10 protein-coding genes and 1 tRNA gene are annotated in these 12,398 nt (G+C 43.1%); 2 read left to right on the forward strand and 9 right to left on the reverse strand.

What is annotated here, in order from left to right:
• Nucleotides 1–7: 7 nt before the first annotated feature.
• The 6 genes from COW20_07730 to COW20_07755 form a co-directional block, all read right to left on the reverse strand.
• On the reverse strand, nucleotides 8–1,150 hold the full coding sequence (locus COW20_07730; GenBank protein ID PIW49002.1) for a hypothetical protein: 1,143 nt from the start codon (nucleotides 1,148–1,150) through the stop codon (nucleotides 8–10).
• 57 nt (nucleotides 1,151–1,207) lie between these two features.
• Entirely contained in the window at nucleotides 1,208–1,999 is a 792-nt protein-coding gene (locus COW20_07735; protein ID PIW49003.1) for a hypothetical protein, read from the reverse strand.
• Nucleotides 2,000–2,079: 80 nt separating this feature from the next.
• Complete coding sequence (locus tag COW20_07740; GenBank protein PIW49004.1) at nucleotides 2,080–3,360, reverse strand: phosphopyruvate hydratase; 1,281 nt, start codon at nucleotides 3,358–3,360, stop codon at nucleotides 2,080–2,082.
• 112 nt (nucleotides 3,361–3,472) lie between these two features.
• A complete protein-coding gene (locus COW20_07745; GenBank protein PIW49005.1) occupies nucleotides 3,473–3,964 on the reverse strand; it encodes a hypothetical protein in 492 nt (163 codons plus the stop codon).
• Nucleotides 3,964–6,897: a hypothetical protein gene (locus COW20_07750; protein ID PIW49006.1), complete on the reverse strand. Its 2,934-nt coding sequence runs from the start codon at nucleotides 6,895–6,897 to the stop codon at nucleotides 3,964–3,966. The genes COW20_07745 and COW20_07750 overlap by 1 nt, the downstream gene beginning before the upstream one ends.
• Nucleotides 6,898–6,904: 7 nt before the next feature.
• Complete coding sequence (locus COW20_07755) at nucleotides 6,905–7,987, reverse strand: hypothetical protein (GenBank protein PIW49007.1); 1,083 nt, start codon at nucleotides 7,985–7,987, stop codon at nucleotides 6,905–6,907.
• Between the two features lie 166 nt (nucleotides 7,988–8,153).
• Between COW20_07755 and COW20_07760 the strand changes: the two genes are divergently transcribed.
• Both COW20_07760 and COW20_07765 read left to right on the forward strand, forming a co-directional pair.
• Nucleotides 8,154–9,302 carry a UDP-4-amino-4,6-dideoxy-N-acetyl-beta-L-altrosamine transaminase gene (locus COW20_07760; protein ID PIW49008.1) on the forward strand — a complete coding sequence of 383 codons (1,149 nt, stop codon included), beginning with the start codon at nucleotides 8,154–8,156 and terminating at the stop codon, nucleotides 9,300–9,302.
• 6 nt (nucleotides 9,303–9,308) lie between these two features.
• A complete protein-coding gene (locus COW20_07765; protein ID PIW49009.1) occupies nucleotides 9,309–11,180 on the forward strand; it encodes a hypothetical protein in 1,872 nt (623 codons plus the stop codon).
• A 5-nt stretch (nucleotides 11,181–11,185) separates the two neighbouring features.
• Here COW20_07765 and COW20_07770 read toward each other — a convergent pair whose 3' ends face one another.
• The 3 genes from COW20_07770 to COW20_07780 form a co-directional block, all read right to left on the reverse strand.
• Nucleotides 11,186–11,908 carry a hypothetical protein gene (locus COW20_07770; GenBank protein ID PIW49010.1) on the reverse strand — a complete coding sequence of 241 codons (723 nt, stop codon included), beginning with the start codon at nucleotides 11,906–11,908 and terminating at the stop codon, nucleotides 11,186–11,188.
• 116 nt (nucleotides 11,909–12,024) lie between these two features.
• A tRNA-Asn gene (locus tag COW20_07775) sits at nucleotides 12,025–12,096 on the reverse strand.
• A 112-nt stretch (nucleotides 12,097–12,208) separates the two neighbouring features.
• On the reverse strand, nucleotides 12,209–12,397 hold the full coding sequence (locus COW20_07780; GenBank protein PIW49011.1) for a hypothetical protein: 189 nt from the start codon (nucleotides 12,395–12,397) through the stop codon (nucleotides 12,209–12,211).
• Between the last annotated feature and the right edge of the window lies 1 nt (nucleotide 12,398).

A 12,398-nucleotide genomic window follows, 5' to 3' on the forward strand; every position in this document is an offset into this window, starting at 1 on the left:
CAAGCGATTAATCAGGCAAATAAAAGCGTTTCAAATCTTCTTCAGACTTTATCCACTGCGTTTCGCCTGCTCGCATCAACATCAGACGTTCGCTGATCGTGAGTATCTGACGATAATCATGATCGGTGAGAATAATTCCTGAATATTCTGAGGCGGATTGAATCAATTCCTGAGCTCTCTTTTTGTATAAGGGTTCCAGTTCACTGAAGGGTTCATCCAAAAGTACAAAGGGCCTTTGCAAAGCCAGAATCAAGCACAACTCAAAAAAACGACGTTCTCCGCCTGAAAGCTCTGAAACACGCTGTGCCAAGAGCTTCAATAAACGTGGTTCCTGCTCAATAAAAGCCCGCTGTGAATCCTCAAGAAAAAGCTGTACCACACGTTTAAGTTTCATCTGACGGGGCAAAAAACTAGATTGGGGGAGATAGGCAATACAATCTTTTTTGAGATACAAAGATTTCAAAAAGTGCTCATTGACCAAAATGACACCGGAATCCGGTTTGCAAACCCCCAAAATAATCTTCAAAAGCGTACTTTTACCACACCCATTCCTGCCCAAAAGGCCCAGTATTTCGCCCGTCTGAACCTTCAACCAAGCGCCTTTGAGTACCGTTCTACGGCCAAAATGATGATAAACACTGTCCACTTGGAGTTTTAAAGATTGCTTTTCGTTCGCTTCCTCAGGCTTTTCAAGCGGAGCAGACAGGACCGAAATACCCATCAGAACACACACCACCAACCCCAGGAAGCCTAGGCTCCAGAACAGAAGAGGCTGGGCCACAAGTGATACGGTTTGAAGAAACAGATAGTGCAGCCACGACTGAATATAATCGAGCTGATGGGGATATATCAAAAAAAGGGCACAGACCGCCAGGCTGAGATTCAACAGACTTGAAGCGCCGCATAAAAAAAGCTTGGAATAGCCACGGTTTGCATAAAAAAACAATTCTTCTGGATGCATAAAATAATAAAGTGCGAGCGCTCCCCAACAGCCCAAAGTTCCCAAGAGACAAAAATAAAGTGGAAGCAATCCTGAAGTTGGAAAAACCCTTCCTGAGAGCATTTGATAAGAAAGCACGGAAAAAAATAAGAGTACCAATGAAATCAAAAAATCGTAAATAAAGACCAGTCGACAGAAACAAAAAAACAAGCTAACCAACACCAGACAAATGAATTTTATCTAGGGGACAAAAACAGAAAAACATGATTAAGGCTTTGTTTTAAGCGTTTCGCTTCCACCAGACAATTGAACACCTTGCTCAGTGGTCACTAATTTTGCAATCGGTAAATTCATCGGAACTTTCATTTTGCCGAAGTCCAACATGATTTGATTGGGCCCCACCCGTTTCATGGCATCAGCAAAAGAAAAAGCATCCAAAGGCGAAAGGGGAGGAGGTCCTGCAGGAGAGGTATTCCCATGATCCTCAATAAAAAGACCCAAAAGCGTATCCCGTAATTTTGAAGGCACGCTAAAACCTGTTTTAAAATCATCAATGGTCATCAAAATCTGGTTGAGAGGTGTAACGGTCAGGCTCACTTCAGCAGTAAAAGGCAGCGGAATACCCAAGAGCGGATACTTGCCAGAAAGCGAAACCTTACCATTGGGATGAAAATCCACTTTGGCATCTTGAATACCTTTTTCCTGCAAAGACCAGTTCAGATAATTTGAAAGTTCTGTTTCATCTGCATTCACTTGCAGATCAGAAACATTGTATTGATAATAATTCCAAATCATCATATCGGGTTTGACACCATCAAAGCCTGTGCGACTGGTGATATTCAGTTTGAGTTGATCAATATTGAAGGCATTGTATTTGAAATCACTCATGGTAATTTCAGTGGGTTTGCTTTGTTTCTGCAGTTTAGGCGCAGGGGGATATTGTGGACGAACCGTAGCCTGTATCGGGTTTTGAGGATTTTGAGGCAGAGGAGGTGCCGTATAGGCAGGATCAGGTCGGGTAAAAAATTGAGTGGTGACCTCTTTTAAATTCGGCATCATCAGTCTCTCCTCACACGCTTCGATACGCTAAGTATCGTGCCGAGCAAAGAGAGACTGACCTTAACAAGGTTAAACCCTGTTTATTTCCTGTTGAAAGTTTGTTTTCCCCAGAACATGGCATTCGCACCCAAATCCTCTTCAATCCGCAAAAGCTGATTGTATTTCGCAATGCGATCCGTACGAGAGGCGGAGCCTGTCTTAATCTGGCCTGAATTGGTGGCTACGGCAATATCGGCAATGGTGGTGTCTTCAGTTTCACCTGAACGGTGTGAAATCATATAGGTATAACCTGAGCGTTTCGCCAATTCAATCGCCTGGAAGGTTTCTGTCAGCGTTCCCACTTGATTCACCTTGATCAGAATCGAATTGCCAACCTCTTGCTGAATACCCTGTTTCAGACGATCGACATTGGTCACGAAAAGATCGTCACCCACCAGCTGAATTTTCTGCCCCAAACTCTGGGTCAGTGTTTTCCAGCCCGCCCAATCATCTTCAGCCATTCCGTCTTCAATCGAAACAATCGGATAATCCTGGGCCAATTGACTGAGATAAGTCACCATTTCATCTGAATTGAGGGTCTTTCCTTCACCCTTCAATTGGTATTTGCCCTCTTTATAAAATTCACTGGCCGCCACATCCAAAGCCAAAAACACATCTTCTCCAGGGCGATAGCCAGCAGACTCAATTGCTTTCAAAATATATTCCAGGGCCTGGCGGTGAGAAGAAAAATTAGGCGCAAAGCCCCCTTCATCACCAACAGCCGTAATATGTCCATCTTGCTTGAGGAGTTTTTTCAAGGCATGAAAAGTTTCCACCCCCATACGCAAAACATCTGAAAAACGTTGTGCACCAACAGGCGCGATCATAAACTCCTGAATATCCAGATTATTATCCGCATGTGCGCCACCGTTGATCACGTTCATAAAAGGAACGGGTAAAACACAGCTGGTAAAACCACCCAAATACCGGTAAAGGGGTAAATTCAAAACCTGAGCTGCAGCTTTGGCCGTCGCCATTGAGACACCCAAAATAGCGTTTGCACCCAGTTTTGATTTGTTTTCAGTACCATCAAGATCTAACATCCGCTGATCAACCTTGAGCTGGTCCATGGGATCCATACCCAATAACTGAGGAGCGATTAACTCATGCACATTGCGAACAGCCTGATGGACCCCTTTTCCCAAATAGGCCTTGTCTTCAGTATCACGGAGTTCCAAAGCTTCATGCACACCAGTAGAAGCACCAGAGGGGACAATCGCACGGCCCACCGCACCGCCGGAAACAATGACATCAACCTCAAGCGTAGGATTTCCTCTTGAATCCAAAACCTGACGGGACTGAATTCTTTCAATTTTAATCATCTTCACTCACTCCTTAAAATTTAGACATTTCACTTTTTATTCCAGGACTTTGAATCTCCGCGAGGTATTATACCGCTCTCAGAAGCACTTACCCTCATCGCAGCACAAGGTTTTAAGACTGAAAGGGTAATAAAGCACCGGGTTGAGCCCAACCCTCCAACTCATGCCGATAGATCACGCTACGATCCAACATAATCTCTCCTTGAGGCCCCCAAAACAAGCGGTGTCTTTCAAGAGCACGCAAGGCAGGTCCTCTTTGTCGCAATCCACGCAAATCAAAAACACTGTGATGACAGGGGCAGTGAAACTCTTGAGCCTGAGGTTTCCAATCCGGCAAACAGCCCATATGCGTGCAAATAGAACGCAAAGCATAAAAACCCTCAGGTGAGCGCACCAGCCAAATCTGATAGGCCGGAAAAGCTTGAACCGTATTCAATTCCATCGCAGCAGGGAAAAGCAAAGAAACAGGTTTTATTTCTGAATGCCGTGAAGGTATCTGCAAATACCGCAAAACAGAAAGCAAAGAAGCCCATAAACCAGCCCAAAACAATCCTTGCCAGAGAAAATCACGTCGCGTCAGCGTTTTTTTTTCTGGCTCAGGCACTAACGCAACCCTCCTCCCAAACTGTTGACCTGCTGATTAAGCGAGCCCAAGTTGCCTGTGATATCGCTGGTACTGAATGGAAAGGCCAAGAGCGAAAGGTTCAGATTGAACTGTTGATAAAAGGAATCCCAGGAGGCTGTCAAAATAAAATCATGTAAATCTTTGCGCAAAACCACTCGAAAAGGAACCACCAAAGCAAAAAGCTCTTCCAAATTCCCTGGAATCGTAGTGGGCTGCACAGAAAAAACCAAGTCCAGCTCAGTATGCCAAAGCCAGCTGTCGCCAAAAGAAAAGCGCATCGATCCATTTAAGCCATTGATCCGTCCCAAATGAAAATCATAGGCAATATCGCCTCCCAATTCGACTCCCTGGGGGATTCCACTTTCCAGACCAAAAGTACTGAGAGCACCCGTTGCAAAAATTTCTTGACTGCTTCGCCAACGCATACCCAAGGTTGTATTGTCCCAACGTCCACCAAAAAGAGAAAAGCTGCCCACATCTTCCTGGTGAATGGGAATCATCGCACCATTGACAGGATCTCCATGTCGATAGACATAACCATCTGAATCCTTAAGAAAGCCCCCCACTTCAGAATCTTTGATCGCAACGGGGGTATAGGCCGTATGGGCTCTTAAAATAAACTGGTTCCCAATCTGAGAAGTAATATTGCTCTGAATTTGCTGGTATTGACGGTTGATATAATCGTAACCGCCATTAAAAGTCCAGGTAAACTCTGGCAAATTCACCAATGAGAGGGTGGCATTTAAATTGTTGATCGTACGTAATTGCAAGGGCTCAAAATTAGCAAAAGGCGAATTATTCTTGACCTGATCCTGTACGGCCCTTTCATAGGTCAGGCTGGGTATAAAGTAAGGAGAAAGTTCATTTCTGAGATTGGCACGGGCTGTGAAAATATATTCTGCGTCCTGGGTTTGATAAAGCCTTTGCTCAAAATTGGTTCCACCAAAATTCGCTTTCATGCCCATGCCCAGATCAAAATCCTTTGAAACCAAAGACAAGCGCAAAAGCGTTCGGCCAATTTCTGTCAAATTATACTGAGTTAAAGCCTGAACTGGAATTGAGGGATCAAAATAACGCCCCATTCGGGTTTCCAATTGAATTGGAAAGGTATCCTGAAAAAAGGGATTTAGCTGCAAATTTAACTCGGGCAATTTTTTTATTTGACCCGATGACTGATTTTTGGCTGCTTGTAAATCTGAAGAAAGTGTAAAGAAATCTTCATAATTCAGGCTGAAGGTTCCCCAGTCCAGACTTTGGGTTAAATTCACCCTGGGTTGCAAGGTTTGTATCAAGGTTCCCACAGAGGTTGAACTGATCCCCGAAGTATTGCTGTTATAAATCAGATTGGTGCTGAGCTTTGCCTTATCATTGAAAGGCAAGTTCAAATCGAGGGTCGTATTCCAAAGTTCATTTCCTTGTGAAGGCGCAGAAGCAGATTGGTCAGTCTTCAATTCATTATTTTCAAAGATTTGGGTTCGGCTGGAGTTATTATTTTCACTCCAATTGGTTCGCAAATTTAAATTGCTGTTTCCCAAGACCGCACTCACACTGGCGGTCCGGTTTTGTGTTCCTGAAATACCTTTTGTTACAGTACGTGTAATATTTTGGCCATTCACCTGATAACGAATATCCAAGGGACCATTGACTGATTGATTGAGACTTAAATTGCTGTTGACCTTCAGTTCACTGCTCGGATCCAGTAAAAACAGCTGATTATCCGTCAGGCGAAACTCAAAGCTTTGACTTGGATTTCTGGTAGCCTGATAAGCTGAAGTATTGTAAAAATCCTTATCTTTAAAACTCAGTTCAAGTTCGGTATAGGGCAATAATTTCTGCTTGTGGCGAAACTCCAGATCATGGTCCTGAAATTTATTTCTACCCCAATTGGCGACTTGATCCAACCAAGTAACACTGCTCGTCTGTTGGGTTGTCAATTGAGTACTGGCCTGGTCATTGACCTCAGCATTGGGCCCAGAAATCAGAGCACCCGCCACATCTTGAATATTGGCGGTAACTGGCAGGCCATAAAAATAGAAGCGTGTGATTGAATTGGGAAAAGCAACCCAATCATGTTGAAAGCCCAGCCCCACCCCTTTATTTTGCATCAGGGTGGCATACCAATAACCATCATGAAAATCATTCCAATGGTAATAGCCCTTAAACTTTGTAAAAATACCCTCTACCGCATTTTGTCCGACATCAATATCCGGCTTTTTGATACCCTCAGGGCTTTGGAGGGGAATCAACCAAAAAGGAAACCAAAACGTCTGTTTTTCAAAAGCCAGGATCTGAGCATTCCATGCCAAAACACGATCGCCTTCCAAATAATCCAAAACATCGGCTTCAATTGCATAGTGGGTCCATTGGCGTCGCATATTCTGAAGGGAATGAATGTCTTCTACCTGTTGGCTACTTGACTGATGTTCCTTGTCATAATGGTTGCAAGTGGTATAGAAGCCTTTTAAAAAGACGACCCGCTTGCCATCCTCATAGGCGACCATGCTTTCCCCCTGGACATAAACTTCTTGTCCAGGAGACTGAGCAGGAATAATAAGATAGACATTTTTGGCTTCTGCTCTTTTTAAGCGGATATCATAGAGCAATTCTGTCCCCTTGATTGTCCGCTTCTTACCCTCAGATGTCGTCTGAACAATTTCAAAGGGAACCTGACTGGCCAGGGTTTTGTTTTCCGTATCGTAATCCAGTTTTTCACTGGTAATCACCAGATCTCGAACCTGCATTTCAACATGTCCTAAAAGCCGAAAGACTTTCTCGGCTTTGATATATTCAATCCGATCAGCCTTATACTTGACCTTTAATTCTTCAGCTTGAACAGGCAGCAAAAAAACGCAGCCCCCCAAAAAGCCTGCGAGAAGAATAAAAAATACATGCGGTTTAAAGATTGAGTTCACAACACTATCAGTCTACTTGTATCAGAAAGATTAAGCCAACTACCCCAAAAATAATATTGGGTAGCCAGGCGGCAAGCGTAACAGGAATAACACCTAAATTCCCAAAACCTGTGCCCATGGTTTCTGCCACGAAATAGAAAAAGGTCAAAATGATACTGATAGCAAAACCAATATATCCTCCTCTGGCAAATTTCAGCCCAATTGGAGCAGCAATAATGGCAGCAAAAAAAGTGGCAAAGGGACGTGCAAATTTTGCCTGGTACTCAATTTCATAAGCACGCGTTTCCTGCCCCCCTTCACGGGTCGCCAGGATCAGCTCTTGTAAAGATTGAGAACTCATCTGTTTGGGTTCAATTTCACCTGCAAGGTAATTCTCTACCTTGATTTTGGTTTCGACTTCCAATTCAGAGAAGGTGTATTCCTTTTCAACGAAGGCATTGCTTTGCCCCGAAGCATAGGTTTGGATCACTCCATTCTGTAGGAGCCAACGCGTACCATTCCAATGTGCTGTACGTGCAGAAATCAAACGGTGTTGATTTTCAATATTACTGTCAAAAATTAAAACGCCTTCCATTTTCTTTTCAGCTTTGTTTAAGTTTTGAATGGTATAAAATCGAGAGTCCACACCTTTAAACTGAATATTGCCCGTTTGTTGAGACTTATCGCCCTTGATAGAAATTTCAGCTTGTTCGCGGGTCGCACTGCTTCTTAAATTCGCCTCAGGCACCAGTTTCTCATTCATATAAAACGCAATTACACTGACCAGCATGGAAATAAAAAGCACGGGACGCATAATGCGGCGGCTTCCTGTGCCTGTCGCCCGAATAGCAATCAGCTCAAAATCCTTTGACATACGGGCCAAACCGAGGAGTGTTGCAATCATAAACGCAATCGGCAAGCTCAGAACAATAAATTCTGGCATCTTGTAAAGAATCATCTTAAGCACAAGTTGCCAAGGCACTTTTTTCACAATAATCAGTTGCATATCTTCATTCAGACGCACAGACAACATAATCACAATCACGCCAATAACAACCATCAGGAAAGGGCGTATGACTTCTGAACTCAGATAACGGTCAATAATTTTCAATGATTTATCCTACTTGTAACCGCTTTAAATAAAAGTTCAGGTTACTAAACCTCAATTGTAATGAAGAATTTATCCCAGAGGCAACTTAACGGTAAAAGAATACACTTCCAAGTGTGAGAACAAGCCAATGATATACTGAGTCTAGCAATCTTCAGAGGTATTCTGCATGCAACAGAGACAGGTTCCCTTTCATAAATACAGTTTTAACCATCTCGAAGAATCAGCCATGATCGAGACTCTCCGTTCAGGATGGATCACCCGTGGCCCCAAAGTTGCAGAGTTTGAAACCGCTTTTGCTGATTACACTTCAGCGAAACACGCTCTGGCCTTAAACTCCTGTACTGCAGGCCTGCATTTGGCCTTGATTGCACTCAATCTTCAACCTGGCGACGAAGTCATCACCACCCCCTTGACCTTTGTTGCAACGGTCAATATGATTGTGCGCAGTGGAGCCACTCCCGTTCTGGCTGATATTGATCCCGCCACACTGAATATCTCTGTAAAAGAAATTGAAAAGAAAATATCAGCAAAGACAAAAGCAATTATTCCAGTCCATTTGGCAGGTCAACCCTGTGATATGCAACCCATCCTGGAATTAGCACGCAGCAAAGAGATCATCGTCATTGAAGATGCCGCTCATGCCACAGGCACAGAATACCACGGTCAACGTATCGGTGCGATCTCTGACATGAGCGTCTTTAGCTTCTATGCCAACAAAAATATCACAACAGGCGAAGGAGGCATGCTCACAACCAATCATCCTGAATGGGACGAACGTTTGCGCCCACTTTCTCTGCACGGTCTGAGCAAAGATGCCTGGAAGCGTTTTTCTGAAGGCGGGTTTAAAACCTATTTGGTGGAAGAACCTGGTTTCAAATACAATATGACGGATATTCAAGCAGCCTTGGGTTTGGTCCAATTGGGAAAAAGTGAAGACTTTTTAGAGAAAAGAGCACAGTGTGCCCACTTCTATCGCAAGGAACTTCAAGAACTTCCTGTCCATATTCCTACAGAGATTCCAAATATCCGTCACTCTCACCATCTGTTTATGCTGCAATTAAATGAACAAAAACTTTCAATCTCACGCGATCAACTGATAGACCAGCTGCATCAACGGGGTATTGGCTCTGCGGTCCACTATTTCCCGATTCATTTTCACCCCTTTTATCAGCGTCTCATGCCCCAAGCAATGCAAGAACTACCCTATGCCACCCGAGCAGGGCAGAATTTAATCTCACTTCCCATTTACCCTGATTTAAGCCAAGAAGATCAGAACTATGTTATTCAGTGTGTAAAAGAAATACTCAACAAATAAAGTTTAATGTTCAAATATACTCTATTATTTTTTGTTTTATTCTCATTTAACCCTTCTTTCGCACAAATAAATATCGCAACCAAAAACGCAGGAGAAAAAACAGGCGCTTTTCTCGGCCAGCAGGCTTCTCTTTTAAAATCGCCAAAGCGACAGCTCTTCCCGCTTCGTATCGGCATTTTGCCCTGGTATTTTGAAACACCCGTTCCGCTTTCGCAAGCACTTGAAAGCACATGGGCCCAGCGGCTCTCTGAAACTCAAAGTGCGCGGTTTCAGTTCAAAAGATTAAGCCCTGAAATTTTAAAAGCAGCAAGTCCTGAACCCCTCTCTTACCCCTATCCGCGCAATCTTTGGTCAGAACTTTGCCATAGACATAAAATTGATCTATTTTTACAAACTCATATCGAGAAAACATCCCAGGGATTTTGGTTTAATATTCAGTTTATTGATGGCATCAGTGGAAAAATTATTAAATCAAATCAAAAATTATTAAAATCAATCGAAATCAATGAGCTTACTGAATTCATTCAAAAGACTTTTAACGCCCTTCCAGCTTCAGCCAGTGAAAATATCGCCGATTTTGCTGCCCTATCAGATCTCGGTGAGCTGCATATAGAAACTACTCCTGAAGGCATGGCGGTTTATATTGACGGCCAGATCATGGGGGTTTCTCCCTTGCTTATCAGACATCTTCCTACTGGCGACCACCAAATCAGCGTACGCGAATCAAAAACCTTTGAATATCAGATTCTTCGTCTGACCAGCAATCCGTCTGGGGTCACTGTATTTATTAACCAACAGAATGAAGGTCAAACCCCTCTCTCATTGCCTTTTGAGCTACTCAAAACGCCAGGAAGCTATCTGATTGAATTTCAAAGCAATACAAATTTTAAAGCTGATCTTGAAATTTTAACCCAACCCGATGGGGTACCATTTCAACTGGACCAAAACACTCTTCGCCGCAGTCCTGTGACCTTTCAACAATTAAGTAATAAAACCTATAGGCTTCAGGTTCTGGGAAACCATCCTGTTGAAGTGAATTCCTCAGTGACGATAGAAAAAGACAAACAAGAAGCCCAGCAACTCAAAATCACCCCATATAAATTTGCAAAGGTGGTCATCGATGCATCTGAGGAAAGTACTGAAATCATCTTGAACCAGGAAAGCAAAGGTGAAAGTCCGCTCTCTCTCAATCTCAGTGAAGGTTTTCATGATCTGCTCTTAAACAAACCCCGTTTTAAACGAATTTCTCAAAAATTGCAGCTAGAAGCCGGAAAAACCTATGACTACCATTTTCAATTAGAGACCAAGAGTATTGATACTTCGATCTTTTTAACCCCAACAGGTGAAATCAGTCCACATTTCAATATCTCAAGCAAATTATTCGGTTTAGCAAACTACAAAGCCAACGCCACCAGCAATGCGATGGGAGCTGGTCTTGCGAGTCTTGAGGTAGACTATGGCTGGCCTGCCCTGGGAAAATTTTACAATTTTCTGGATCTGGGCCTGAGTTTAGGCGGCTATGCTGCCGTTTTACAAAAGGGTGATCAGTTCAGTACCCTGCAAGGGTTTGGTGGAAAACTTCAACTCTTTAAAGAAAACAATGCCGTTCCTGTCTCTGTTGCTGTAGGGGGCTATTTAAATCTCGACACGCAATCGATTAAACCTGTTGGTTTTATCAGTCTATCGCGTAATTTTTTTGATTTTGCCTTGCACTTAGGCCTGCAAACCCATGGAATGAATTTGAATATCGGATACAACGGATTTGATAATTTAAAATTGGGGTTCGTGGTTTTTGCCAATTCTCTATTTGGCCTGCTGACAGAGTCTGGAGAGGAAATCTCAACCTTGTACGGGATTCAAGCGGGCTATCGCTTCTAAACAAGCTATTTAAAAAGTGCACCCAGACGTTGCCAGAAATTCTTATTTTTTTCCTGTTCCAAGGCATTTTCCAAACTTGATTTGACTTCTTTTTCCTGTTTCAATTCTTGCTCTAAAAGATTGACCCGTGTTTGGTAAGAAATCTCTTTTTGCACCAGATCTTCGCGTAAAGTACCCATTTCTTTTTGGGTATTTGTCCACTGTTCAGGCATGGGCAAGAGCTGTAATTTCTGTTCGTGACGGTGATTGACTTCTTCAAGTTGACGATTGCGTTCTTCCAATTGTCCTATTTTATAGGTTGCACGCGCATACTTTTCTGCCAACTCATTTTGTTCACGAATGATCTTTTCAAGTTCAGTCTGATGTTTTTGCAACATTAAGCTGAGATTTTCAAGATTTTTTCCGGGAGTGTCTACTTGTCCACCGGTGATCAATCCTGCCACTTTTTCAACATCTATCAGTCCACTTATGTCGACTCCCCTGGAAACAGGAGCAGCCGAAGCGGTTGTGACTTCTGAGGAAGCAGAAACCAAAAGCCTTTTTTGAATAAAATCATGGCGACTGATAGATGCATCTAAGCGAAGAGGAATATCTATCTCGTTGATTAAGTAGCCTGTACCATGGCGAACAGCAGGCAATTTGCCGGATTTGATCCAGCGAGAAATTGTCTTTTCACTTTTGCCTGTAATTTTGGCTACGTCTGCCAGGGAATATTGAACATCTACCATTGTCACATCGTCCTTGTGTTAGTCAATCATACCCTAGCAAAGGAAAAAAGTCTAGTAGACGTTCTGAATAAAAGGGAAAAAGGCGGAACAAAATGTCCAGAGTAAAAAATAAAAAGCTCCGGCAGTAGGACTCGAACCTACAACCGATCGGTTAACAGCCGATTGCTCTACCATTGAGCTATGCCGGAATGAACAAACTGTATATTAAGGGATCCCAGAGACAACGTCAAGATATTAGCGAAAGGTTCTCACTAAGATTGCTACAAATTCCTAATGAAAAAATAAACAAAGATTAAACCCTTAAGGAAAGAAGGACTTGTCTGGTAATTTTGAGGGGGTATCAAAGCCGCGCATGGTATCCCCCATACTGGCCGCCAAAAGCTGCTGCATGAGCAAACTGGCAGAGACAAAGGCCAAAACAACAGCAACGGCAATCACAGCGTATTCAACTAACGCTTGACCCCGTTGCCGTTTGAGCGAAAAGGGCATT

Source organism: bacterium (Candidatus Blackallbacteria) CG13_big_fil_rev_8_21_14_2_50_49_14, from assembly GCA_002783405.1.
Taxonomy (GTDB): domain Bacteria; phylum Cyanobacteriota; class Sericytochromatia; order UBA7694; family UBA7694.

Bases quoted from the DNA above. Each gene is read 5' to 3' on its own strand.
- COW20_07735 (PIW49003.1), bottom strand. From the start codon at position 1,999: ATGATGCCGAATTTAAAAGAGGTCACCACTCAATTTTTTACCCGACCT.
- COW20_07740 (PIW49004.1), bottom strand. From the start codon at position 3,360: ATGATTAAAATTGAAAGAATTCAGTCCCGTCAGGTTTTGGATTCAAGA.
- COW20_07760 (PIW49008.1), top strand. From the start codon at position 8,154: ATGCAACAGAGACAGGTTCCCTTTCATAAATACAGTTTTAACCATCTC.
- COW20_07765 (PIW49009.1), top strand. From the start codon at position 9,309: ATGTTCAAATATACTCTATTATTTTTTGTTTTATTCTCATTTAACCCT.
- COW20_07770 (PIW49010.1), bottom strand. From the start codon at position 11,908: ATGGTAGATGTTCAATATTCCCTGGCAGACGTAGCCAAAATTACAGGC.
- COW20_07780 (PIW49011.1), bottom strand. From the start codon at position 12,397: ATGCCCTTTTCGCTCAAACGGCAACGGGGTCAAGCGTTAGTTGAATAC.